Source organism: Candidatus Dormiibacterota bacterium (assembly GCA_035635555.1).
In the GTDB taxonomy this organism is placed as follows: Bacteria; Acidobacteriota; Polarisedimenticolia; order Gp22-AA2; family Gp22-AA2; genus Gp22-AA3.
Genome location: DASQAT010000039.1, coordinates 19,268 through 43,394, shown reverse-complemented (window position 1 = coordinate 43,394; position 24,127 = coordinate 19,268). Strand labels below are relative to the sequence as shown.

General features: G+C 68.8%; 19 protein-coding genes. 11 read left to right on the top strand and 8 right to left on the bottom strand.

Annotated elements, in window-relative coordinates; all coding sequences use genetic code 11:
- The first annotated feature begins 22 nt into the window (after positions 1-22).
- Together VEW47_10885 and VEW47_10880 are read left to right on the top strand one after the other, a co-directional pair.
- A complete protein-coding gene (locus tag VEW47_10885; protein HYS05684.1) occupies positions 23-1,774 on the top strand; it encodes an amidohydrolase in 1,752 nt (583 codons plus the stop codon).
- Between the two features lie 234 nt (positions 1,775-2,008).
- Positions 2,009-2,590, top strand: a complete 582-nt coding sequence (locus tag VEW47_10880) for a porin family protein (GenBank protein ID HYS05683.1) — start codon at positions 2,009-2,011, stop codon at positions 2,588-2,590.
- A 138-nt stretch (positions 2,591-2,728) separates the two neighbouring features.
- On the opposite strand, the gene VEW47_10875 is transcribed toward VEW47_10880, so the two are convergent.
- The 3 genes from VEW47_10875 to VEW47_10865 all read right to left on the bottom strand — a co-directional run bounded on the left by VEW47_10875 (position 2,729) and on the right by VEW47_10865 (position 3,614).
- Positions 2,729-2,941: a hypothetical protein gene (locus tag VEW47_10875; protein ID HYS05682.1), complete on the bottom strand. Its 213-nt coding sequence runs from the start codon at positions 2,939-2,941 to the stop codon at positions 2,729-2,731.
- Between the two features lie 75 nt (positions 2,942-3,016).
- Positions 3,017-3,403, bottom strand: coding sequence for an RNA-binding protein (locus tag VEW47_10870; protein ID HYS05681.1), 387 nt, complete (start codon positions 3,401-3,403; stop codon positions 3,017-3,019).
- A 7-nt stretch (positions 3,404-3,410) separates the two neighbouring features.
- A complete protein-coding gene (locus VEW47_10865; protein ID HYS05680.1) occupies positions 3,411-3,614 on the bottom strand; it encodes a cold-shock protein in 204 nt (67 codons plus the stop codon).
- 291 nt (positions 3,615-3,905) lie between these two features.
- Between VEW47_10865 and VEW47_10860 the strand changes: the two genes are divergently transcribed.
- From VEW47_10860 to VEW47_10850, 3 genes are all read left to right on the top strand, one after another.
- Positions 3,906-5,633: a cobalamin-dependent protein gene (locus tag VEW47_10860; protein ID HYS05679.1), complete on the top strand. Its 1,728-nt coding sequence runs from the start codon at positions 3,906-3,908 to the stop codon at positions 5,631-5,633.
- Positions 5,634-5,753: 120 nt separating this feature from the next.
- Positions 5,754-6,800, top strand: a complete 1,047-nt coding sequence (locus VEW47_10855; GenBank protein HYS05678.1) for a cyanophycinase — start codon at positions 5,754-5,756, stop codon at positions 6,798-6,800.
- Positions 6,801-6,878: 78 nt separating this feature from the next.
- Positions 6,879-7,658: a class I SAM-dependent methyltransferase gene (locus VEW47_10850; protein ID HYS05677.1), complete on the top strand. Its 780-nt coding sequence runs from the start codon at positions 6,879-6,881 to the stop codon at positions 7,656-7,658.
- A 9-nt stretch (positions 7,659-7,667) separates the two neighbouring features.
- Here the strand turns inward: VEW47_10850 and VEW47_10845 are convergent, their stop codons facing one another.
- The 3 genes from VEW47_10845 to VEW47_10835 all read right to left on the bottom strand — a co-directional run bounded on the left by VEW47_10845 (position 7,668) and on the right by VEW47_10835 (position 11,195).
- Positions 7,668-10,028, bottom strand: coding sequence for an MMPL family transporter (locus VEW47_10845; protein ID HYS05676.1), 2,361 nt, complete (start codon positions 10,026-10,028; stop codon positions 7,668-7,670).
- A gap of 27 nt (positions 10,029-10,055) precedes the next feature.
- Positions 10,056-10,505: a thioredoxin fold domain-containing protein gene (locus tag VEW47_10840; protein ID HYS05675.1), complete on the bottom strand. Its 450-nt coding sequence runs from the start codon at positions 10,503-10,505 to the stop codon at positions 10,056-10,058.
- Between the two features lie 132 nt (positions 10,506-10,637).
- Positions 10,638-11,195, bottom strand: a complete 558-nt coding sequence (locus VEW47_10835) for a hypothetical protein (GenBank protein HYS05674.1) — start codon at positions 11,193-11,195, stop codon at positions 10,638-10,640.
- Positions 11,196-11,375: 180 nt separating this feature from the next.
- Here VEW47_10835 and VEW47_10830 point away from each other — a divergent pair, with 180 nt between their 5' ends.
- Positions 11,376-13,733, top strand: coding sequence for a redoxin domain-containing protein (locus tag VEW47_10830; protein HYS05673.1), 2,358 nt, complete (start codon positions 11,376-11,378; stop codon positions 13,731-13,733).
- Here VEW47_10830 and VEW47_10825 read toward each other — a convergent pair.
- Positions 13,723-14,610, bottom strand: coding sequence for a DUF481 domain-containing protein (locus VEW47_10825; GenBank protein ID HYS05672.1), 888 nt, complete (start codon positions 14,608-14,610; stop codon positions 13,723-13,725). The two genes, VEW47_10830 and VEW47_10825, sit on opposite strands and share 11 nt — an antisense overlap.
- Positions 14,611-14,667: 57 nt before the next feature.
- Between VEW47_10825 and VEW47_10820 the strand changes: the two genes are divergently transcribed.
- The gene (locus tag VEW47_10820; GenBank protein ID HYS05671.1) at positions 14,668-16,263 is read left to right on the top strand and encodes an MASE1 domain-containing protein; all 1,596 of its coding nucleotides are present in this window, start codon (positions 14,668-14,670) and stop codon (positions 16,261-16,263) included.
- A 7-nt stretch (positions 16,264-16,270) separates the two neighbouring features.
- Here the strand turns inward: VEW47_10820 and VEW47_10815 are convergent, their stop codons facing one another.
- Positions 16,271-17,812: a neutral/alkaline non-lysosomal ceramidase N-terminal domain-containing protein gene (locus tag VEW47_10815; protein ID HYS05670.1), complete on the bottom strand. Its 1,542-nt coding sequence runs from the start codon at positions 17,810-17,812 to the stop codon at positions 16,271-16,273.
- On the opposite strand from VEW47_10815, the gene VEW47_10810 reads away from it, so the two are divergent.
- The 4 genes from VEW47_10810 (at position 17,784) to VEW47_10795 (ending at position 24,101) form a co-directional block, all read left to right on the top strand.
- A complete protein-coding gene (locus tag VEW47_10810) occupies positions 17,784-19,448 on the top strand; it encodes a lipase maturation factor family protein (protein ID HYS05669.1) in 1,665 nt (554 codons plus the stop codon). The two genes, VEW47_10815 and VEW47_10810, sit on opposite strands and share 29 nt — an antisense overlap.
- Positions 19,449-19,548: 100 nt before the next feature.
- Positions 19,549-21,291, top strand: coding sequence for a glycosyltransferase family 39 protein (locus VEW47_10805; GenBank protein ID HYS05668.1), 1,743 nt, complete (start codon positions 19,549-19,551; stop codon positions 21,289-21,291).
- Between the two features lie 127 nt (positions 21,292-21,418).
- Positions 21,419-23,464 carry a VIT domain-containing protein gene (locus VEW47_10800; protein HYS05667.1) on the top strand — a complete coding sequence of 682 codons (2,046 nt, stop codon included), beginning with the start codon at positions 21,419-21,421 and terminating at the stop codon, positions 23,462-23,464.
- A 1-nt stretch (position 23,465) separates the two neighbouring features.
- A complete protein-coding gene (locus VEW47_10795; protein HYS05666.1) occupies positions 23,466-24,101 on the top strand; it encodes a class GN sortase in 636 nt (211 codons plus the stop codon).
- Positions 24,102-24,127: the final 26 nt, after the last annotated feature.

The window sequence follows — 24,127 nt, the reverse complement described above, 5'->3', positions numbered from 1 at the left end:
GGATGCGGCCTCGGGGACGCCCATGAACGGGACCGGGTGCGGATTGTCCCGCCGGACGGGGCTCCTCGCCCCGGTTCTCCTCGCTCTCAGCGCGGCGTGCGGCGTCCCGCGCCAGGAGACGGCCGACCTGGTCATCCACGACGCGAAGATCTACACCGTGGATCCGGCGCGGCCGTGGACCGAGGCGGTTGCCATCAAGGACGATCGTATCCTGGCAACGGGCAGCGACGCCGAGATCCTTCGCTTCGTATCGAGCCGGACCCGGGTCCTCGATGTGCGGGGACGTCTCGTCCTTCCGGGATTCATCGACAGCCACAACCACATCACCTTCGGGTCCGACCCGGACGTGCTGCAGCTGTCGGATGTCCGCTCGCCCCGCGAAATCTACCAGCGCGTGCGGTTCGCGGTCGCCACCCAGCGGGAGGGAGGATGGATCGAGGGGGAAGGCTGGAACTACTCCGTCTTTCCCGGTGGGGCCCTGCCGACCTGGCGTGACCTCGAGGTCGCGACCGGCGACCGGCCGGCCTTCCTGGTGTCCTACGACGTCCATACCGTCTGGCTGAATCGCGCCGCCCTGAAGAGGCTGGGGATCACCCGCACCACCGCCAGCCTGCCGTACGGAGAGGTCGACAAGGACCCGCGCACGGGGGAGCCGACGGGCATCCTCAGGTCGTTCGCGACCATGGGGCTGTCAGTCGCTGGGCAGCAGGCGCTGCGACAGATCCTGCCGTCCTGGTCGGCGGGGCGCCGTTTCGGGCGCCTGAAGCGGAATCTCGAGGTCGCGTCCCGGTTCGGCATCACCACGATCGTCGAGCCGCAGGCGTTTCTGGAAGACCTTTCGCTCTTCAGCCGGGCGCGGCAGGACGGGATCTTGAATTCCCGCCTGCAGATCGCCCTGTATCACCCGCGAGGGACACCGGAGTCCGAGCTCGCGCGCTTCGACGAAGCGCGGCGGCGATTCGACGACGACGTCCTCCGGGTCGCCGCGGTCAAGCTCTACATCGATGACGTCGTCGAGCCGCACACGGCGGCCATGCTCGAGCCTTACAGCGACAGCCCCGGTGAACGGGGCGCGACGCTCTACCCGCCCGACGAGTTCAAGACCGTCGTGGCCCGCATCGATCGGATGAAGTTTCAGATGTTCATCCACGCGATCGGGGACCGGGGGATCCGCACGGCGCTCGACGCCCTGCAGTACGCCCGCGAGCAGAACGGCCCGCGAGACAGCCGGCACCAGCTGGTCCACATCGAGTGCCTGTCTCCCGAGGACATTCCCCGCTTCAAGGCGCTCGGCGTCGTCGCGTGCATGCAGCCCCGCCACTGCGCCCCGGACATCACCGGAAAATGGGCGATGAACATCGGGCCCGAGCGTTCCCGGTACGCCTGGGCGTTCCGCAGCCTGCGGGATTCCGGCGCGACCCTGGCCTTCGCCAGCGACTGGAACGTGGCGGAGATGGATCCGCTCGTGGGGATCTACACGGCGCTCACGCGCAAGGGGCTGGACGGGCGGCCTCCCGGCGGGTGGATCCCCGAGCAGACGATCGACCTCGTAAGCGCCCTGCGCGCCTACACGATCCAGGGGGCGTACGCGAACTTCGTGGAGGGGAACCGCGGGTCCATCGAAGCAGGCAAGTACGCCGATGTGATCGTCCTGTCGGACAACCTGTTCGACCTGGCGCCGGACAGGATCAAGGACGCGCGCGTCCTTCTCACCCTCGTCGGCGGCCGGGAAGCGTACCGCTCCCCCGACCTCGCCTCACCGATCCCGCAGTAGCCTGGTCCCGTCCCGCTTCCGGGCAAACCCGCTCCGGACGTGGATTTCACGAATGAAACGCGGGCCCGGATCGACTGCGCCACGTTTTCGTCATTCGCTTGATCGGCCCCCTCCGCGTACCTAGTTTTACGCCCCGGACGAAAGGAGGGGAGGTGCGACTTCGCTGAGATTCCCGGGAAATCACACCTTCCGGGTCTGGGACGCAGTTCAATTCACCGAAAGGGAGGACACCTGATGAAGCGGATCCTTTGCTTTGCATTGTTCGTCGTAGTGGCGCTCGGGGCGCCGGCGTTCGCCGCCACCAGCAAGCCAGCCAACAAGTCGGCCAACACGGGCGAGATCGGCTTCGAGGTCGCCCAGGCCGACGTCAACAACTCGAACGCCACGGGCAGCGACTCGGCCCAGTTCCTCGGCGTCCGCGGCGGATATCACCTGAACGACCAGTGGCAGATTGAAGGGCAGATCGCGTCGTCTTCCGAGAGCGGCGATGTTGCCGGGACGAGCGTGAACTCGACGATGCGGCTGTACATGGTCAACGGCGTCATGAACTTCCATCCGCGCAACAAGGAGTACATGCCGTACGTGATGGCCGGCATCGGCCGCGCCGACATCTCGGTCGACCCCAGCACCGGGTCCTCGGTCAGCGACAACGGTGTTGCCTATCAGGTCGGCGGCGGGACGCGGATCTTCTTCGGCAAGACCAAGACGATGGCGTTCCGCGCCGATCTGGCGCTCATGAAGGAGAACACCTTCTCCGACAGCACCACCTTCACCACCGTCTCGGCCGGCATCACCTGGAAGCTCGGGGGACGCTAAGCCGCGCCGCAGGCAAGTCAGTCCGGAAAAAGACCTGTCACGTTGGGCCCCGGTCGCCGCGCGATCGGGGCCTTTTTTTCGCGCTAACGAAAAACCGGGCTCCGCACTCGGGCGGGGGGGCGGGTACGTCGGCGTAGATTACAGTTCGTCTTCGAGCGGCGGCTGCGGTCCGGGACGGATGCCGGCGATGTCCGGATCCTCCCCGGGAGCCTCTCCGGGGAACTCTCCGGGGGGCAGGTCCTTCTGCTCCTTCTTCTTCTGCAGACGGCGGGCCAGCTTGTCCTGCTGGCGCTGCTGCCTCGCCATTTCCTTCTGGCGCTTCTTGAAGGTCGAACCCGATCGTCTTGCCACGGCGGACTCACCTCGCGCTCGTTCCGGCCCCGCGAGAGCACCCGGGCCTCAGAAACCACCGTTTGACCCGGCCGATCAGAGGCTGCGCTTCCTCGCCCGGACGCCGCGGCGGCTGCCGCCGTCCTTCCGGAAGCGGGGGCCGGCGGGAGGCCGGTTGTCCCCGAAGCGCGAGCCACCCGACCCACCCATCGCGGGGCGCGGTCCCCTGCTCTCGGAACGCTCCCGTGCCTCGCTGACGCTGATGTTCCTTCCCCGGAGATCCTTCCCGTTCAGCTCGGTGATGGCGCGCTGCGCCTCTTCGTCCGTGCCCATCTCGACGAAGCCGAAGCCGCGCGATCGGCCGCTGATCCGGTCCTTGATGACCGCGGCCATCTCGCACGCCCCCACTCTCGAGAACGCCTCCTTCAGATCGTCGTCCGACGTCTCGAAAGAAAGATTGCCTACGAACAGTTTCCGTCCCATGGTGGCGTCAGACCGGGCGGACGTTCGCGGCGGCCGGGCCTTTCTGCCCCTGCACGATGTCGAAGTCCACCGCCTGTCCCTCGGCGAGACTCTTGAACCCCGGCATGCTGATGGCGGAGTGATGGACGAAGACGTCCTTCGAACCGTCGTCCGGACTGATGAACCCGAAACCCTTCGCGTCGTTGAACCACTTCACCTTGCCTCTGGCCATGTTGCTTCTCCTGTATCGCGCGAGCGAGGCGCGGGCATGATTGCCCGTCCTCTCCATCCTTCTTCCTCAACCCGACATCGGGTGCACGGAAATATTAAAGTGGAACTCCCTGCGGCACGTCGTGGTCAACCTGTGCGGAAGTCAATCCGAGGCGTGCGCCAAGCATCCTACCGGACCTGGGTCTCCCAGTCAATGAAAAAGGGTCCGGAGCATCTCCCGTGTTGCATTCCGATTCCCACCGGGATAAAGTTTCGCCGGCGCGCGGGTCTGCGCATCCCGGGGGAAATACGTATGCCGACGATCGGCAATCTGATCTGCATGACCCCGCGCGACTCCTACGTCGTCGACGAGCCGCTTCGCCGCAGGGGTCTCCTCGGACATCTGGAGCGCTCGATCGGGCCCTTCGTGCGGAGCCCGGGGATCGGCTTTCCCTACCTGATCGGGTTCCTTCGAAAAAACGGCGTCCTGACCACGGCCACGCGCGTCGCGGTGCAGCACGACAAGATCGAGGGACCGATCTCGTTCGAGGAGATCCTGCGCGACAAGGTCGATCTGGATCGAGGAGATCACGACGTCCTGTTCGTCACGGCCTACACCAACTCGGCGCGCGAGGCCTACCGACGGGCTCGCGAGGCGCGCGCCGCGTGGGCGGCCGCCGGCAGGCCTCTCACCGTCGTCTTCGGCGGACCGCACGCCTCGGCGGTCCCGGAGGAAGGGACGCGACGCGGGCACGTCGACGCCGTGGTCGCCGGTGAGGGGGAGTGGGCGGCCGCGGCCCTTCTCGGGGACATCAAGGCGGGGCGGCCCGTGCGGCCGCTCTACCGGGCGACCTTCGACCGGATCCGTGATCGCGGCACGCTCGCCCTCGACATGGGAATCTGGGAGGGATTGAGACGCCGCCCGCAGCAGATCGTCGCTTCCACGACCTTCGCGCGCGGCTGCAAGCTCGACTGTCATTTCTGCGCCGTCTTCCTGACCAACGGACCGACCGTCAGGAACCGCGACGTGGCGGACGTCGCGGACGAGATTCAGAGCCAGGGTCCGGTCTGCACCAGGGACACGATCGACACGCTGCCACCGGGCCTGTACAACACCCTGCTCAAGACCCTCGTCAAGCTGCCCGTTCTCGGCTCGGTGTACGGCGACCGCCTGATCGCCCGCATGGGGCCCGGATTCAGCCGCCAGTTCTTCTTCTGGGACGACAACCTGTACAACGCCGCCGGGTCCTTCCAGGCGCTGTGCGATGCGATCCGTCCTCTCGGCCGTCCCTGGGCCGCCGAGCTGACCATCGACCTCGCCGAGAAGCCCGAGCTCCTGAAGGCGGCCTACGACAGCGGCTGCCGCGATCTCTTCCTGGGTATCGAGTCGGTCAGCCAGACGGCGATCGACGGCCTCGACAAGTGGTCCAACGACACGGCGTCCATGCGCGAGATGGTGCGGCGCGTGCACGATGCCGGGATCAACATCATGGGGGCGTTCGTCTTCGGGCTGGACGGAGACGATGCCACGAGCTTCGACCGGACGCTCGAGTTCATCTACCGCACGGGGATCGACTTCATCGTCGCCAACATCATCCAGCCCTATCCCGGCACCGGCACCTTCAAGGACGCGGTCGCCGGGGACGATTTCCTGCCGTGGGCTCTCTGCCCGACCCGGTCCGACACCGCCATGGACTACAACTGGCCCCTGTTCGACGGGGCGCACGTCCTGGTCCGCCCGAAGGGGATGACGATCGACCAGCTTCAGGAGGGGTACTACTACTTCCTGCGGGAAGCCTATTCCCTGACCGGCATCCTCCGCCGCTTCCGCGGACCGGCGCACGATCTGCCCGGCGCCGCGGCGCACTTCGCCCGCAACTACCTTCTGAGCCGCTACGGCATGATCAAGACCGCCCACGCGGTGAAACGGAAAGGGGCGAAACCGGTCGGGATGGACGCAGCGGGGCTCGCGCCCGCCGCCGGACCCGGCGTCCCCTCCTTCCGGTCCGTGTTCAGGCCGGGTGTGGCGGAACGGGACTAGCAGAGAGTCCGAGCCCTCCCCCGGCGCAGGCGACGTGCGAGCCCCCGCGGTCCGGTCAATTTGTGTTGACGAGTCGCGGCTTTTTCTGCTTTACTCGCCGGCACTCAAGGAGGCCCCCCCATGCTCAAGACACGCGGCTCGAGTTCGGGCGCTTTCCGCGCACTCATCCTATGCGGCACGGTCTCGGCGGCTCTGTACCACTCCGCCCTGCCGCTCCAGGCCGCCCCGGCGCCCAAGCCGGGATACCAGTCGTTCATCGTCGGCAATCCCGCGGACGCCCCGCAGGCGCCGGGCATGAGCGCCGGGCTGGTGCTGATGGGAGGGGGTCTCGACGTGGACGAAGCGTACCAGTGGATGTGCCAGCGCGCGGGCGGGGGCGACTTCGTCGTGATCCGCACCAGCGGCACGGATGCCTACAATCCCTACATCCAGCAGCTGTGCCCGCAGATGGACTCGGTGGAGACGATCATCATCACGACGACCACGGGCGCGAACTCGACCTACGTCCGCGACCAGATTCACAATGCCGAGGTCCTCTGGATCGCGGGCGGTGACCAGTCGACCTACGTGAACCTGTGGAGCGGGACCGCCGTGCAGTCGGAGGTGAATTACCTTCTCAACACCAAGGCGGTGCCGGTCGGCGGGACCAGCGCGGGACTCGCGGTGCTGAGCCAGTTCATCTACACCGGCGCCCTGGGCTCGGTGACCTCGAGCCAGGCGCTGGCCAACCCGTTCCACCGCTACGTGACGCTCGTCCGCGACCTGTTCGATTCCTCGCTCGGGGCCGGCAAGATCTACGACTCGCATTTCGTGACGCGCGATCGCATGGGACGGACGATCGTCTTCCTGGCGCGCATCGTGGACAACGGCTGGGCGGCGCAGCCCCGGGACATCGGCATAGACGAGCACACCGCGATCCTGGTGACCCCGAACGGCGCGGGAACGATGGTCGGCACGGGGGCGGCCTACTTCCTGCAGGCGCCCGGCCCGGCGGAGGTGCTCGCTCCGAAGACTCCGCTGACGTATCACAACATCGGCGTGTACAAGGTCCCGCAGGGCGGGACGTTCAACCTGTCGACCTGGAACGGCTCGGGAGGGGTGGCCTACACACTCGACGTGGACGCGGGATCGCTGACCTCGACACAGGCGGGCGGCAATATCTACTAGGACGACCCTCGATCGGCAGGGGCCGTCCACCCGACTCCCCGGTCTACATCCGCTCTCCGGACGCGGTACCATGAGCGCATGCAGCAGGCCGGCGAGCCCTTCCCTGCCTGGTTCGATGCCCTCGAGTCGAGGCACCTGTCGCGTCTGACCTTCTCCGAGGTGCGGCGGGGCCTGCAGGCGCTGTCCGCCCTGTACGTGGATCGGGGGAACCGCCTCGAGGACGGAGCGGCTCTCGAAGGGGCCGGCAAGCGGGCGGCGTTCGCGCTGTTCTACGCTCCGCTCCATTTCCTGCTGGTGCGCGAGGTGGTGCGCGCGCTCGGGGCCGCCGAGCCGGGTCCGCGGCGTCTCATGGACCTCGGCTGCGGGACCGGCAGCGCCGGGGCAGCCTGGGCGACCATGGCCGGGGCCCGCTGCGAGGTCTCGGGCGTGGATCGCAGCGACTGGGCCGTGCAGGAGGCGCGCTGGAACTATCGCGCCCTGGGCGTGCGCGGCCGATCGACCCGCGGCGACGTGACCACGACACCGCTGCCCGGGCGCGGCAGCGGAATCCTCGCCGCCTACACCGTGAACGAGCTGGACGACGCGGCCCGGGCGGTCCTCCTGCAGCGCCTGCTCGATGCGGGCCGGCGCGGCGCGCGGGTGCTCGTCGTCGAGCCGATCGCGCGGCGGCCTTTCCCCTGGTGGGACTCCTGGCTCCAGGCCTTCCGCGAGGTGGGCGGGCGCGACGATTCCTGGAGATTTCCCGTCGATCTGCCCGAGCGTCTGCGTCTGTTCGACCGCGCCGCCCGGCTGGACCACCGCGAGCTGACCGGCCGATCGCTCTGGCTGGAGCCCCGAATCCAAGGAGAGCGCGCGTGAACGTCCGCCCTACCTCCTGATCGTCGCCGAAAAACCATCCGGTCTGTCGCGATAGACCAGCCAGAGGGCCGACGGCAGAACGGTCAGGCTGGCCAGCATCGACAGGACGAAGGCGCTCGCGGAGACGATGCCGAACTGGCGCATCGGCGGGAGACCGGAGAGCGCCAGGGCCAGGAACCCGACGGCGTTGATGAGCGTCGCGAACAGGATGGCGCGCCCGGCGATGAGCAGGGCGTTGCGCAGGGCCTGCTCGGTGCTCGCGCCGCCGCGCGACGCCTGGAAGTGATAGAAGAAGTGGATCTGATCGTTTTCCGACGCGCCCAGGACGGTCGAGGCGATCAGAATCGTCGCCACGTTGAGCGGTATGGAGGTCAGGCGCATGACCAGGAACATCACCAGGATCGCGAACAGCGACGGAATCATCGCCAGGACCCGGGCCGCTCCGCTGCGGAAGACCACGAGGAAGGCGACGAAGATGATCGCCACGGTGAGGCCGAAGCTCTCGGTCAGCGTGGGGACGAGGTACTCGCCGATCTTCGCCTGCAGCAGCCCCTGGCCCACGACCCGGAGGCGGCAGTCGCGCAGCGCCGCGTTCCCCGACGCCGCGGCCTCCCAGGCGCGCTGCACGAACCGCTTCAGGTCCTCCACGCCTTTGAAATCGCTTCCGCGGTACACCATCGAGAGTCGCGCGCTGCCCAGCGTGCCGACGTCGACGAAGGCGCGCGCCCCCGGCTCCTGCAGGAGGAGTTGTTCGAGGCGGGCCGCGAGCGCGGGCCAGGCGGCGGGGTCATCGGGCAGGCGATCCCCCTGGCCCGACACGTAGCGGAGGACACGCAGGAGAGTCGTGGGCCCGGTCACCGAGCCGACGCGCCGGTCCTGCTCCAGGGCGCGCGCGAACAGGTCGAGGCCGCGCAGGACGTCGGGGCGGACGATGCCCCCGTCGGTCGTCGTGATCCAGACCTGGATCTGGGACAGCCCGGAGATCGCCTGCTCGAAGCGGCGCGTGTCCTTGTACAGCGGCAGATCCGGATCGATATAAGCGAGGGCGTCGGTCTCGAGGTGCAGAGGCCGCACGAGGCCGGGGACGCCGCTGACGGCCAGGACACCCGCAACCATCAGCAGCGCGGCGACCGGGAGCATGACCCACCTCCAGCGGTAGGAAAATGCCGGCAGCGCATCGATCAGTCGAAGGAGCCGTCGACCTGCGGTCGTGCGTCGGCGCAGGACGGGCGTCGCGAGAATTTTCTGCAGCGCCGGAAACAGCGTGAAGATCACGATCCACGTGAGCAGAAGCCCCGCGGCGACCCACAGCCCCATCTCGCGGATCGGCCGGATGCCGGATACGGCCAGAGCCGCGAAGCCGATCGACGCGGCGACGATCGACGCGGTCGTGGCGACGAACTTGTCGGCCAGAGCGAACACCTGGTGCTGGTCGACCGGCGTGCCCTCGGGACACTCGGCGAAGCGCGACTGGATGTAGACCAGCGCCGCCGTGCAGGTCACCAGGATCGTCAGGGGCACGAGGGAGGAGACGATGGTGAACACAAAACCGAGGGCGCGGCCGGCCCCGACGGTCAGCGCCACGCTGACCGCGAGGGTCATGAGAAAGGCGGCCAGCGTCCTGGCCGAGCGATAGAGGATGAGGTTCATCGCCACGATGAACAGTCCGAACAGCGGGAAGTACCTCAGACTGGCGCGCGCCGTCTCCCCTTCCAGGTAGGCGTCGACGTACGGTCCGCCGACCCTGCGGATCCCGCCGGGTGCCGGGGCTCCGGATTCAAAGGGCAGGAGGGCGCGGTCGATAGCACCCAGAGTTTCGTCCCGCTGGCGCGCTCCATCAACCCCCAGGTCGAGGAGGATCCCGAGGAAGTCGTCCCTTACGAGCCCCTGCTTGCGGAGGAGGTCGGTGCCGGTTGCGAAGCGGCGGAACTCGTCCGTCCAGCCGGCCGAATCCCGGGATCCGGGATGGACACGGTCGTAGAACGCCAGGGCCGAGAACGCGCTGACGCGCGGGATCGCGCCGAGGCTGCGTTCGATCGTGCCGACCCTCGCGAGTGACCCGGGCGCGAACGGATCCGCCGCCTCGACCAGGAGAATCACCTGCTCCCCTTCAGGGAAGAGGCGCTGGAACTCCCGGTTGTTCCGATAGTCCGGGTCGCTCTCCACGATCAGCCGGGCGATGGAGTTGTCGCTCTCGACCCGCAGCGCCTGGAGAACGGCCATGGGGACGAGCAGCGCGTACAGAAGGAGGATCCAGAAGCGCCGGGCGACGATGAAGCGGAATACAGCCTGGAGACTCGGGGACGCGCTCCCGTTCATGGGCCGCACAGAGTACAGCACCGGGCGACGGCTGTCACCCGTGCGGGCCACCTTGAACGGCCTACTCGGGTCGATCGATCAGAGCCAGACCGAAGCCTTCCGGGCCCACTCGCTCTCGGGATACCCCTTCTGCAGCCTCTGGGCCGTCGCCTTCAGCGGCGCCGGGTCGTTGCTCGCCTTGTAGGCGGCAACGCCGGCCCAGTAGCACGCCTCGGGCGCGGCGCCGCTCCTGGCGTGCCCCTCGCAGACCGAACGGAAGCGCTTTTCGGCGTCGGCGTACGACGCCTGCTGGAACGCGAGCTTGGCCAGTCCCAGCTCCAGCTGCGCCAGGAAATCATCCACCGGCAGGAATCCTTCGACGCGGTGCCTCTCCACGCCGTCGGGGTCGAGCACGATCAACGTCGGCGTCCACTGGGCGTTGAATCGCTCGAAGGTCTTCTTCTGTTCCTTGATGTGAACCTTGACTGGCAGGAAGTTCTCGGAGACGGCCTTGACGACGCGGGGATCCGGATAGACCTCGGCTTCCAGCCGAGCGCATCCCCCTCACATCGGCGCGGCGCTGAAGTCCAGGAGAACCGGCTTCCGCGTCGCTTTCGCCTCCTTCAGCACGGCGTCCACGTCCTTCGTCCAGCGTATCTCGCTCATGGGGTCCTCCTCTCGTCAGAACTTTACGAGCATGGCCAGGTTGATACGGTTTTCGGTCCGGACCAGGTCCGGGGTGAAGCCGGGCACCGACGAGCCGGCCCGACCCATATTGCCGCCGGGCGGGGTCACGCCCCCGGGTCCGGCGAAGTATGGCACGCTCGCCGCCCGGTGATCAAATTCCCCCCGGAAAGTCACGAACTGCTTCGGCATGAAATCGAGCGTCATCGAGGCGTCCCAGGCGCGGAACGGATCGCCAGGGTTCTCGGTGAAATAAGGCGTCCCCGATGACGCCGTCGCGCCGTTGATGGGCGGCAGGAGGACCAAGTACCGGCCCGGGTTCACAATCTGCCCGCCCCCCAGGGTCAGCCCGACACGGTCCCGGTCGAACCAGAGGCGGTTGTAGACCATGTAACCGATGAAGTATTGCGACGGTGTTCCTGGGGTGCCGCCGGAACAGGCGACCCCGCCGCCGCTCTCACAACCGGCGTCGATCGTGAGCGAGAACGCGGCCTTGTCGAGGAACCTTCCCGGCCGGTCGAAATACTTGACCTGGATGCTGTCGTCGGTGTGCATGCGCGCTCGATCGGGATTGCCGAGCGTGTCCTTGCCCCAGTAGTTGTTGGAGAGGATCGACAGGGAGCCGTTCGGGCGCCACAGGACGACTTCCGGATCAGCATGAAGACCGCTCCATGCTCACAGTATAAGTCCTCGCGCCTGCACTTTTGCCTCCACCGGGAAGTGGGGATATCATCCGTGCCCGGGGTCACGATGATTGGACAGACCACGATTTCCGAGCGGCCCGCCGCCCCGCTGCGCGCTTGGCCGCTGGCGCTCCTGGCCGCCCTGCTTATGGCGGGCGCTGCGATCGGCCTGTACCTGACCCGCTTCCACGAGAACGCCCTGTACGGCGATGAGTCCGTCGAGCTCGCCAACTGCCCGCAGGATGAGACGACCAACTGCGAGGCGGTCAACACCAGCGCCTACTCCGACATCGCGGGGATCCCGATCTCCGCCCTCGGCATCCCGACCTACCTTCTCCTGCTCGGGCTCGTGGCCGCGGCGCGGAAGCGGCCGCGTGTCCTCTCCTACGTCTTCGCCATCGGACTCCTGACCGTCGTCTACTCCGGATATCTCTATTACGTCTCGACGGTCAAGATCGGCTTCCTGTGCGTCTGGTGCTTCCGGCTGTACTGCATCAACGCCGGTGTCCCGATCCTCGCGGGGCTCGCGGCGTGGCGCAATCCCGCGCATCTTCTGCGCGATGCGCTCGACGACCTGCGCCGCTTCGTGCCCGAGGTGAGATGGAGCGCCGCGGCCTTCGGCGCTCTGCTCGTCCTCACGATCCTCGCGGACCTCGGCTACCGCGCCGGGCTGACGCGAGTGACGGCGCAGACGCGTGCCGCGGAGCCGTCCGTCGCAGCGCCGCCCGCCAGCGAGGAGACGCCGGTCCAGCAGTCCCCGCCGACCGCGACCGCACAGCGGCCATCCGCCCCGGCAGCCGCCAGGCCCCAGACGAAGCCGGCTCCTGCGCCGGCCCAGGCGCCGGTGGTGGTGCCGCAGGCCCCCGAGGTCGAGGGCGCCGCCACGGCGAGCCCCGCCATCGCACCGGAGGCCGCGGCCGGCACTCCGGTTTCCATCGGCTTGCCGGCACCCGGCGCCGCATTCGTCCTCCCGGCGCCGCTCAAGCAGATCCAGGGCCATCCGGGTGGCGTCGACGTGAAGGGGTTCGATCTGCAGGCGCGCATCGGCAAGGGCCGGCCGGTCGCTCTCCTGTTCTGGGCGCCGGGGTACGCCGTGTCCGAGACGGCCCTGGTCGATCTGTCACGCTATCTTCGAGACAAGGCGCCGAAGTACGAGGTGTTCGCCGTCGCGGGCAGGCGGGAGGATCAGCGCGCCGAGATGCTGTGGGAAAGGTTCTGCATGCTCGATCGGCCGACCGACCTGCCGCTGCTGATGGACGACGGGTTCACCCTGTCGAAGCAGCTCGACGTGACGGATGTCCCGGACCTGGCGCTGATCGACGCCGCGGGGCATCTCGTGATCACGAAGATCAAGGGCCTGGCGCAGCTCGTGACCATGTCGCCCGAGAGGCTGACCTCGGAGCAGATGATCGAGCGGGTCGCGCAGGGAACGCCGGCGGCGCCGATCAAGGGGGTCCCGCCGTACTATCCCGCGAACGAGATGATCGGCCGCTGCGCGCCGGAGTTCACCCTCGTCGATGTGATGAGCCACCGGGACGTGACCTTCACCGGCCGCTCCCCGAACGGGCGGCCGACGTTCCTGGTCTTCTGGTCGTCCACCTGCAAGCACTGCCAGAAGGAGATCCCGCAGCTCGCCGCCTACGTCAGGAGCCACCCGGGCGCCGTCAACGTGGTCTCCGTGTCGTTCATCAAGCCCGACCGCCCGGACGGGTTCTCCCACCGGAAGATCACCGAGGCCTACATCAGGACGAACGGCATCACCTGGCCCGTGCTCGACGACTCGAGCGGCTACGCCGACGACCTGTACCGGGTCGTGTCGACCCCGACCACGTTCCTTTTGTCCCCCGGCGGGCAGATCCTGGAAGCGTGGTACTACACGCACCCGAACCTCGCGGCCGCGCTGGACTCGACGATTCCCCGACTCGCGGCCGCGACCGGCCAGTGCCGCCCCGCGGGGCCGCAGGTGCCGTCGCGCGCGGCGTTCTCGGTCACGGCACCCGACGGGTCGAGCGTGCCGCTGCAGTCCCTGACCGACCGCCCGTCGCTCATCCACCTGTGGGCCACTTGGTGCGTCCCGTGCCAGAGCGAGCTTCCGGGTCTCCTGAAGTACCGGCGGTCCCTCGAGGGATCGGGCGGGAAACTGGTCCTCGTCTCGGTCGAGGACTCGGCGGCCGGCGACCGCATCCGGGCGTACGGCTCGAAGCTCGAGCCCGGTTTTGCGAGCTACCGCGCCCCGAAGGGGGGGCTGGCCGATCTCCTGGACCTCAGCTATTCCGTGCCGCGCACCTTCGTCGTCGCCCGGGACGGCGAGGTGCTGAAGACGTTCTACGGCGCCCAGCCGTGGGACGACCCCTCGTTCCAGGAGAGGGTCCGCGCCCTCCTGCAGCTTCCCGGTCGGCTCAGAAGCTGACCACCAGCGACGCCGTGAAGATCGTGTCGAGCGTGTCCAGCTGGTCGAGGACGGTGCCGGTCTTCACGCCGCCGGGGGGCGGGGCATCGAGGAGAGGGATCTCCTTGAACGCCGGCTGGTGGTCGTAGAGCGATTGCAGGCTGACCTTGAGCGCCAGCCGCCGGCTCGTCGACACGGCCACCGAGTTCACCAGGTTGCCCCGCAGGTCCGAGGTGTCGTCGAGGTTCTCGTCGATGATGAGCTCGTTGCCGAACGTCGTCGTGTCGCCGAACTTGTGCTCGTATTTCCACGAGAACCGCAAGCCGGCGAAGCTGTCCTTGACGCCGGGGGCCTGGATGACGTCGTTCTCCCGGGTGTACGACAGCGCGTAGTCCGTGCGGAACTTGGTGCGGTCGGTGTCCCGCCAGACGGTGCCGATCCCGCCGGCCGCCTCGTAGCGGTTCTGCACGCCGGCGAACCGGTTCCGGGTCCAGCCTCCCCCGCCGAACCAGAAGGCGCGCCCGGAGATCGTCCGATCGTAGCGTCCGTTCAGGAAGTAGTTCTCGGCGCTCAGGGCCGTGTCCTTCTCCTCGATCACGACGAAGCCGGCCGGTCCGGGGCCGACGGCGGTGCGCGTGGTCGTCGTGGCCGAGGCGCGCACGCCGCCCGCCTTCAGCTCGATGGACGAACGTTCCCATTTGCGTCCCAGCGTGTTCTTGAATCCGAGGGTCGTGGATTGTGCGTTCCCCGCCGTCGCGACGTAGCCGAACTCCGCGGCGTCGGACCAGGCGCCGGCTCCTCCGGCCGGCTTGTCCTGCGCGCGCACCGGCGGCGCCGCCGCGAGCCAGGCGACGCCGCACACGACCCACACGAATGAGATGCTCCGACGACGACTCATGAAGTTTCTCCTCGACGAAGACTAGCATGAGCCCTCCGATGCTATCTTAGGGGCCGGATGAGACGTCGTCCGTGGCACGAGACCCTCGCGCTCCTCGCCGGTCTCACGTTGATCTATGTTGCCGCCGGCAAGCTGGCGCTGCGGGTGGCCTTCCTGGACCCGAGCGCGTCCGCGGTGTGGCCTCCGACCGGCATCGCCCTCGCCGCGCTCCTCCTTTTCGGTCGAAGCCTCTGGCCCGCGATCTTCGTCGGCGCGTTCCTCGTCAACCTCACCACGGCCGGCAACGTCGCCACGAGCCTCGGAATCGCGGCCGGGAACGCGCTCGAGGCGATCGCCGGCGCCTGGCTGGTGGAGCGCTACGCGGGCGGCCGCCGGGCGTTCCACCGGCTGCCGGACTTCCTGAAGTTCCTGGTCCTGTCCGGGCTCGTCGCCACCGCCATCAGCCCCACCTTTGGCATCACGTCCCTGTGTCTGGGTGGCTTCACCCGCTGGAGCGAATACGGACCGGTCTGGCTGACCTGGTGGCTCGGGGACCTGGGCGGAGCGCTGATCGTGGCGCCCCCCTTGATCCTCTGGCTCTCGAACCCCCGCCCCGGCTGGAGCCGGCGCCGGGGGATCGAGGCCGTCGCCGTCCTTCTGGCGCTGTGCCTGGTGGGGGAGCTGGAATTCCTCGGGTACCTGCTGCCCGGGTTCAGTCGCTATCCCCTGAGCTTCCTCTGCCTGCCCCCCCTGCTGTGGATGGCGTTCCGCTTCGGCCCGCGCGAGACCGCCACGGCGGGGCTCGTGCTCCTGGCCACGGCCACCTGGGGGACGCTGCGCGGCGCCGGTCCCTACGGCGCGTTCGGACCGAACGCGTCCCTCCTCCTTCTGCAGGCCTTCATGATCGTCACGGTCCTGACCGCGATGTCGCTCGCCGCGGTCGTGGCCGAGCGGCGGCGGGAGCACGCGGTCCTGGAGCTGCAGGCCGCGGAACTGGCGCGCTCGAACGCCGAGCTGGAGCAGTTCGCGCACGTCGCCAGCCACGACCTGCAGGAACCGCTGCGGACGGTGACCAACTTCGTGCAGCTCCTGGCCCGGCGTTACCGGGGCCGGCTCGACGCGGACGCCGATGAATTTGTCCAATACATCGTCGACGGCACCACGCGGATGGCGCGCCTGATCGAGGACCTCCTGGATTTTTCCCGCGCCGGCACCTCCGACCGGCCGATGCGGCCGATCGATACCGGCGACAGCGTGGCGGAGGCGGTGGCCAACCTGGATCTCTCCATCCGCGGATCGGGGGCGGTCGTCCACCACGACGGCCTGCCCACCGTGAACGGCGACCCCACGCAGCTGACGCAGCTGTTCCAGAACCTGATCGGCAACGCCATCAAGTTCAGGGGTCCCGACCCTCCCGAGGTTCGCGTCTCCGCCGCTCTCCGCGGCAGGGACTGGGTCTTCTCCGTGCGCGACAACGGCATCGGCATCGAGCCGCAGTACGCGCAGCGCATCTTCGTGATCTTCCAGCGGCTGCACGGCCGGACCGAGTATCCGGGGACGGGAATCGGGCTGTCGATCTGCCAGAGGATCGTGGCGCGTCACGGCGGGCACATCTGGGTGGAGTCGGAGCCCGGCCGCGGGTCGACCTTCTATTTCAGCCTTCCCGCCGGCTAAGCGCCCGTCACGGCCGGCTGAGGAGATCCTCGAAGGTCCGGAGCACCAGCGGCGCGACCCTGGGGCCGACCGAGTTCATCTCACCGTACTGCGGCGAGTCCCGGCCGTAGGCGAACGGCGGCTTTTCGTCCCACTCCGACATCGGGATGATGTACCCCAGCTCGTCATTGCACAGGCTGACGACGAGCCGGTGCCGCGAGCCGAGCATCGGTCCGAGCGGGCGTTCGGCGGGCGTGCCGGGGAAGTCGGCCCCCGGATCCTGCGGATCCTGGATGCCGCCCAGAACGAGCTCCGGATAGATCTCTCCCGGGACGCAGGCGAGACGGGCCAGCGGCTCCTTGCTCCCGGCCGCGCGCAGGGTCACCACCGCCTCCTCGCTCTTGAGCGTGCCGTCGTCTCCGACCTCGCGTGGCCGGATCCGGCCTTCGGTCAGACCCCGGATGAAGCGCGGATTATCGAGCGGCACGCGCAGGGCACTCGAGCGGACGTCGAGGGTCCCCCGATCGACGAACGACGACCCCTTCCCGTTCTCCTCGGCGGACGCCCGCCAGACGGCGATGAGCGCCCGCGCCAGGCGGTCTCCATACGCCTGCATCAAACTGAAGCTCTTCTCCGGGATCGCCTCCCCATTCACGGGATCGGTGAGGCCGACCCCCAGCGGGGTGAGCAGACCGCCGATGGCGCCGCTGGTGAAGATCGCCACGCCGCCGAACTCCTCCTCCAGGACGTGCCGCGTCCACCCCGGGTAATCGGACGAAAGGAGCGTGTTGCCGCGTCCCAGCGACTCCGGATGGCTGGCGAAGTTGACCAGGGTGGCGATCGTGTCCCGGCCGTCGGCCGAATCCGCCTTCATCAGGACGGCGGTGGGATCGATGACCTCGGGCAGGCGGGAGTCGTGCACGAGCTCGGGCAGGCGGGCGGAGACGAACGACAGACGCGCCGGCCGCCTGGCGCGCCACGCCTCGGCGACGGCATCCGCCGCCTCCGAGCGGACGTGCGCGACGTAGTCCGGGTCGAGCGGGACGCCGGCAGGCGTCCACAGGCCGATGAGATCGGGTCCTGCGTGCGTGTGCGTGCTGCACACCATGACGTACCCCGCGCCCACTTCGGGATGACGCGCCTTGATCTCCTCCCTGATCCGGACGACGTCATCGTGGAAGAACCCGATGAGGTCGAGCGCCACGAGGGCGATCGAGGCCTCCCCGACCTCGATCACGAGGGCGCGCGCGTACAGGTCGTCGTGGACCCCGGTCGCGTCCCTCCCCTGCCCGAAGCCGGCCATGCGGGGGGGTGTCCCCGAGGAGAGGTCGGGAGTGATGACCCGCCACGCGGCCCCGGCCCGGATCGGGCCTTGACCCGTGAGGCTCACGCCCGCCGTGGAGGCGCGCGCGGCGGCGGGCCTCCCGGCCGTGGCGTTCGTCCCGGGAGCCGTTGGTCCCGGGCGAGGCCCGCCGTGCGCTGCGCAGCCGGACGAAGCGAGGGCGGAGAGCGCCAGCAGCACGAGGAGGAGTGGCGCGAGGTTGACCGGGCCGGCGAGGCCCCCTAACATCTTCGACGACGTGGGCGAGTCCCCCGAGGTGTCGACAGAGGATAGATTATCCCCGGCGGCGGGGAAAGAGGGCGCGCCCCGCGACCTCGGCGACCGTCTCGCGAGGCTCCGCTCCCGTCTCGGACCGCCTCCGTCCTTCTGGCTCACCCGCTTCGTCATCCTGCGCCTGCTCGGAGTCGTGTACTTCTTCGCCTTCCTGTCTCTCGCCACTCAGGTCCTTCCCCTCATCGGCTCGCACGGCCTCCTGCCGGCCCGCTCCTTCCTTGAGCGGGCCACCGAGTACTTCGGCTCACATCTCGATGGATTTCTGCAGTTCCCGAGCCTGTTCTGGATCGACGCGTCGGACGGTCTCCTCGTGACCCTGGCGTGGGCCGGCGTCGGGCTTTCGATCCTCGTCGTCCTCGGCTTCGCCAACTCAATCCTGCTTCTCCTGATGTGGGCGATCTACATGTCGTACGTCCACATCGGCCAGGACTGGTACGGATACGGGTGGGAGATCCAGCTCCTGGAGACCGGCTTTCTGGCCGCCTTCCTCTGTCCGCTCGTCGACCCGCGTCCGTTCCCGCGTCTGCCGCCGCCGACGCCGGTCATCTGGCTGTTCCGCTGGCTGGCCTTCCGGATCATGCTGGGGGCGGGTCTGATCAAGATCCGCGGCGACGCCTGCTGGCGCGACCTGACCTGTCTCTACTACCACTACGAGACGCAGCCGATCCCGAACCCGTTGAGCCGCTGGCTGCATTTCATGCCGAAGTGGTTCCATCGCGGCGGGGTCGTGTGGAACCATGTCTGCGAGCTCGCGGCGCCGTGGCTGTCCTTTGGTCCGAGACGTCTCCGGCACGTGGGCGGCTTCCTCATGGTCACCTTTCAGATCATCCTGATCCTGAGCGGCAACCTGTCGTTCCTGAACTATCTCACGATCGTGCCGATGCTCGCCTGCTTCGATGACTCGCTCCTGCGCCGCGTCCTTCCCAAGGCGATCGTGCGCCGCTCCGAGCAGGCGGCCGCGCGCGCCGGCGCCTCGGCCGCGCAGTCGATCGCCTCGGCCGTCCTCGTCGTGATGGTGGCGCTTCTCAGCTACTATCCGGTGAAGAACCTCCTGTCGAGCCACCAGGCGATGAACACCTCTTTCAACAGACTATCCCTGGTGAACACCTACGGCGCCTTCGGCAGCGTCGGCAAGGAGCGCCGCGAAATCGTGTTCGAGGGAACGGACGATGAGACGATCACCGGCGCGACGCAGTGGAAGGAGTACGAGTTCGAGGCCAAGCCGGGCGACCCGGCGAGGCGGCCGGCGCTCGTAGCCCCCTACCAGCCGCGTCTCGACTGGCAGATCTGGTTCGCCGCCATGTCGGTGCCCGAGCGCTATCCGTGGACGGTCCATCTGATCTGGAAGCTCCTGCACAACGACCGGGGGGTCCTGGGGCTGCTCGCGAACGACCCGTTCCCCGATCATCCGCCGCGCACCATCCGGGCCCAGTACTACCGCTACGAGTTCGCGCCGCCCGGCAACCCCGAGGGGGTGTACTGGCGACGCACGCTCCTCGGCACCTGGATCCCGCCGCTGTCGGCGGACGACCCGCGCCTGCGGCGTTTCCTGGCGGCCCACGGCTGGCTGCCGGACGGCGGCTCGCCCTAGGACAGCCGCGGCCGCCGCGGGGTCGATCCTTGAGTATAATCGCCGTCGCCTTCTTCCCCAGGATCGCTGCATCGATCCCTCCGAGACACGGGGTCCGCTGATGAGCCGCTCGTCGCCAGACTGGACTCCTGCCGGGAACGCGGACGATGCCGCGGACCCATGGCCGGACCTCGCTGAACGCCTCGTTCTCGCGGCCCTGTTCGCCGTCGCGCTCGCGCTCCGCCTCTACTACGTCTTCCACCACGACTTCGATTCGGACGAGTGGCAGCACCTGCACGTGGTCTGGGCCTGGACCCGCGGGCTTCTGCAGTACCGCGACGTGTTCGACAACCACATGCCGCTCTTCCACATGCTGAGCGCGCCCCTCCTGGCCCGCATCGGCGAGACGCCCGCGATTCTCTACGACATGCGTCTGGCGATGATACCGTTCGTCCTGGTCATCGTGTGGGGGACCTACCTGATCGGACGCCGGCTTCTCGGACGGCGCGCCGGTCTGCGCGCCGCCGCGCTCCTGGGATTGATCCCCAATTTCCTCGGTCGATCGATCGAGTACCGGCCCGACATCCTCCAGACGATGTTCTGGATCCTGGCGCTCTCGGTCCTCCTCGGCGGCCGGATTCACTGGCGCCGGTGTCTCGCGTCCGGGCTGCTCCTCGGACTGGCGGCCGGCTCGTCGCTCAAGTCCATCCTCCTGCTCGCCGCCCTCGGCATCGCCGCGCTGGCGCTGCCGTTGGCCATCGGTCGCCGCCCGGCCCCGGTCCCGCCACTTCGAAAGATCGCGTGCATCTCGGCGGGCCTCGCCGGCCTCGTGATTCCCCCTGTCGCCCTGGCCCTCCACTTCCACATACACGGGGCGCTCCGGCACTTTCTCTACGGCACGGTCCTGCACAATTACGTGCCGCATCTGGGGACCTGGAGCCGGCCCCTGCGCGCGCTCCTGTTCGTCCCCGCGCTCGTCCTGGTGATCGTCTTCGCCCGATGGCTGGCCCGGACCGCCCGCCGGCCGGAAGACGGCACGCGTTTCGTCTTCCTGGCGCTCGTGGCGGGGAGCTTCTTCGCGGCCCTGCACCTCCTGTGGCCTCTGTTCACGACGTACGACCTGCTGCCGTTCTACCCGCTGCTGGCCCTCCTGGTCGTCGGCACGGCGTCCCGTTTCCCGCGGACGCGGGCCGTCCCTTTCCCGGGCCCTTCGCCGTGGCGCCGGGCGGTCCCGGCGGCGGTCCTGCTGTCGTTGACGGGATTGATCGAGATCGGCTGGGTGATGTGGCGCGAGCCTCCCGGACACGACGGCACCCGGCGCGAGGTCGAGCTCCTGACCCAGGTCCTGCGCCTGACCGACCCCGGCGATTCCGTACTCGACATGAAGGGGGAGTCGGTCTTCCGCCCGCGTCCCATCTACTCCGTCCTCGAGGGGATCACGCGGGCCCGCATGCAGGAGGGATCGATCGTCGAGCCGATCGAAGAGCGGGTCATCGCGACGCGCACCTGCCTGGCGGCCGCGAAGATCGATCGATTCCCGGAGCCGACGCGCCGGTTCATCGAGAGAAATTACCTGCTCGTGGGGGAAGTGCGCGTCGCGGGCCGGAACCTGCCCAGGAGCGCCGACGCGAGGGGCCGGATCGGGTTCGACATCGAGATTCCGGCCGAGTACGCCGTCATGACCCGGAAGGGACCGGCCGCCGGACTGCTCGATGGCGAGCCTTACGTCGGCCCGCGCTTCCTGGAAGCCGGGCGGCACGCCTTCACGCCGGCCGCGCCGGAGTCCCGGCACGCGCTGGTCTGGGCCCGCGCCATCGAGAGGGGCTGCTGGCCCTCCTGCGACCACACGGCGTTGACTCCCTGACACGGAGCGTGCCGGCCCGGACACGGCCGCCATCCCCGACCCCGCCTCGATCCGCCTGAACCGGGCGTCCCGTTCCTGGCACCCGGATTGCGATTCCTTCCCGCGACGACCCAAGGAGGACTCGCGCATGACACCCCAGGCGGCACGCCCCGGCGGACCGCACACACCATTTGGAAGGACTCTGGTGATCCTCGCGCTCATCTGGAACATCGTCGTCCCGCTCCTCGCCCGGGACGATGGCGGCGACGCCGCGGCCGGTCCGGTCAGGGCCTCGGAGGCGGGAACGGGCTCTCTCTTGAGGAGAACACCGGACGGTCTCGTCCCCCTCCCCGTTCTCGATATCGACGTGAGGCTCGAGGTGACAGGGATCCTGGTGCACGGGACCGTCGCCCAGACCTTCCGCAATCCGACCGGCGAGGTGATCGACTGCGTCTACGTCTTCCCGCTCCCGGAGCGCGCGGCCTTGCACCGCATGGAGATACGCGTCGGCGGGCGCCGCATCGTCTCGGTGATCGAGGAGAAGGCGGAGGCGAAGCGCGTGTACGAAAAGGCGCGCCAGGAGGGGCGGAAGGCGGCGCTCGTGGAGCAGGAGAGGCCGAACCTGTTCACGACGTCCGCCGCGGCCATCAACCCCGGCGAATCGATCGAGATCGTCCTGGAGTACCTGCAGGAGATCGCCTTCGACGGCGATGCGTTCAGTCTCACCTTCCCGCTCACGCTCACCCCCCGGTTCACGACCGGTCCCCGGGAGGACAGCGCCCGGATCAGCCCGCCGCTCGCGAGCCCGGGGAGCGCGGCGTTCCCGCGGGCGAGCCTGGTCGTCCGGATCGACGCCGGCGTTCCAGTCGACACGGTCGAGAGCGACACGCACGCCATCGGGACCTTCCATGACGGCGGCGTCCTCGTGGTCGAGCCGCGCGGGAAGACGGTGCCCGCCGATCGCGACTTCCGCCTGCGCTGGAGGCCGGTCCTGACGGCCGAACCGAGACCGGCGCTGTTCTTCGAGGACCGTCCGGAGGGGCGGTACGTCCTGGCCATGATCCTGCCTCCGCTCCGCGACGTGGGGGCCGGGCGCGGTCTTCCTGCGGAGACGCTGTTCATCATCGACGTGTCGGGGTCGATGGCCGGCCCGTCGATCGAGCAGGCGCGCGGTGCGCTCCTCCTGGCGCTCGATCGGCTGCGACCGGATGACACCTTCGACATCCTCTCCTTCAACGAGGAGGTGCGGGAATTCCGGGGCGGGTTCGTTCCAGCCTCGGGGCCGGATCTCGAGGAGGCGCGCGCCTGGACCCGATCCCTCGCGGCATCCGGCGGGACGCGCATCGACCTGGCGCTGGCGCGGGGACTGGCGCTGGTCGGAGCCTCGCGAACAGCGGAGTCGCGGAGGATCATCTTCCTGACCGACGGGGCCGTCGACAACGAGGAGGCCGTCCTGAGCGAGGTCCGGTCGGGGCTCGCAGGGGCGCGCCTGCACACGCTGGGCATCGGCGCGGCGCCGAACCGCTACCTGATGCGCGCGATGGCCTCTGCGGGGCGGGGCCTGTGCGATTTCATCTCCACCACGGACGGCGCCGGGAATCGCGTGGACGCGTTCTTCTCCCGTCTCAGCCGGCCCGTGATGACCGGTCTTTCCCTCGCCTGGAAGGGTGGGGAGCCGATCGAGTCGTACCCCGCCCTTCTGCCCGACCTGCACGAGGGGGAGCCATTGTTCCTCTCCGCCCGGCTGGCCCCCGGCCGATCGCTGCCGCGCCTGGTCCTGGGCGGCAGCACGCTCGACGGGGCGCAACACCTGGAGGCGGCCGAGGAGGGTCCCGCGGCCACGGACTCCGGCGTCGCGGTGCGGTGGGGCCGCGCCAAGGTCGAGGCCCTGCTCGACACCCTGGACGATGGAGCGTCCCCCGACACGGTGCGGGCCGCCGTCATCGACGTCTCGAGGACGTTCGGCATCGTCACCCCCTACACCAGCCTCGTGGCGGAGGAGGAATTCCCCACGGCGACCGGGGCCTCCTCCCGGGTGAGGGTGGCGAACGGGTTGCCCGCGGGCTCGGGCCTGCCCGGCGACCTGCCGCAGGGAGGGACCGACGAGCCGGTCCTGGTCCTCCTCGGCGCACTCCTGGTGCTCGCCGGCACCGTCCTCATGGCGGGGGCGCTCCGGCTGCCGGGAAAGGCCTGAGATGCGGGCCCGGCGGATCCTCTGCGTCGTCGCGCTGCTGCTCCTGTCCTCGGGCGGGGGTCTCCTCGGGCGGCGGCTCTACGTCGAGGGGAAGGCTCTCCTGGCGCACCTGCTCATCGAGCGCGCGCTCGCTCTGCACCTCCGGGACGGCGCCTCGCACCCTCCCTGGGCGTGGGCCGACACCTACCCGATCGCGGTCCTCACGGTCGACCGGCTGCGCGTGAGATGCCCGGTGCTGGCGGGGGCCTCGGGGACATCCCTGGCGTTCGGCGCCGGCCACATCGACGGGACAGCGCCGCCGAACGCTCCGGGGCATTCCGTCCTGGCGGGACACCGCGATCGCGAGTTCGAATTCCTGCGCGACCTCGCGCCGGGGGACGTCCTGCGTCTGCGGACGCCGGGTGCCGTGCGCGAGTATCTGGTCGATGGCGCGGGTGTGGTGCCGCGAGACGACGGGACCGCCCTGCAACCGACGGCAGGGGACCGCCTGACGCTCGTCACGTGCTACCCCTTCGGCGGCTTATGGCGCTCTTCTCTGAGGTACGTCGTGACCGCCGCGGCCCGCGGGGTCCCGGTGTCGCAGATGATCACGAATTCGTCATCCCCCTCGGCGCGATCAATCCGTCACCAATATTGAAGAAAGCGCTCCCCCGCCTATATTGA

Excerpts from the sequence above, each read along its gene's own strand:
- VEW47_10885 (HYS05684.1), top strand. The coding sequence starts at position 23 with ATGAACGGGACCGGGTGCGGATTGTCCCGCCGGACGGGGCTCCTCGCC.
- VEW47_10880 (HYS05683.1), top strand. The coding sequence starts at position 2,009 with ATGAAGCGGATCCTTTGCTTTGCATTGTTCGTCGTAGTGGCGCTCGGG.
- VEW47_10870 (HYS05681.1), bottom strand. The coding sequence starts at position 3,403 with ATGGGACGGAAACTGTTCGTAGGCAATCTTTCTTTCGAGACGTCGGAC.
- VEW47_10865 (HYS05680.1), bottom strand. The coding sequence starts at position 3,614 with ATGGCCAGAGGCAAGGTGAAGTGGTTCAACGACGCGAAGGGTTTCGGG.
- VEW47_10860 (HYS05679.1), top strand. The coding sequence starts at position 3,906 with ATGCCGACGATCGGCAATCTGATCTGCATGACCCCGCGCGACTCCTAC.
- VEW47_10855 (HYS05678.1), top strand. The coding sequence starts at position 5,754 with ATGCTCAAGACACGCGGCTCGAGTTCGGGCGCTTTCCGCGCACTCATC.
- VEW47_10850 (HYS05677.1), top strand. The coding sequence starts at position 6,879 with ATGCAGCAGGCCGGCGAGCCCTTCCCTGCCTGGTTCGATGCCCTCGAG.
- VEW47_10835 (HYS05674.1), bottom strand. The coding sequence starts at position 11,195 with ATGCACACCGACGACAGCATCCAGGTCAAGTATTTCGACCGGCCGGGA.
- VEW47_10825 (HYS05672.1), bottom strand. The coding sequence starts at position 14,610 with ATGAGTCGTCGTCGGAGCATCTCATTCGTGTGGGTCGTGTGCGGCGTC.
- VEW47_10820 (HYS05671.1), top strand. The coding sequence starts at position 14,668 with ATGAGACGTCGTCCGTGGCACGAGACCCTCGCGCTCCTCGCCGGTCTC.
- VEW47_10815 (HYS05670.1), bottom strand. The coding sequence starts at position 17,812 with ATGTTAGGGGGCCTCGCCGGCCCGGTCAACCTCGCGCCACTCCTCCTC.
- VEW47_10805 (HYS05668.1), top strand. The coding sequence starts at position 19,549 with ATGAGCCGCTCGTCGCCAGACTGGACTCCTGCCGGGAACGCGGACGAT.
- VEW47_10800 (HYS05667.1), top strand. The coding sequence starts at position 21,419 with ATGACACCCCAGGCGGCACGCCCCGGCGGACCGCACACACCATTTGGA.
- VEW47_10795 (HYS05666.1), top strand. The coding sequence starts at position 23,466 with ATGCGGGCCCGGCGGATCCTCTGCGTCGTCGCGCTGCTGCTCCTGTCC.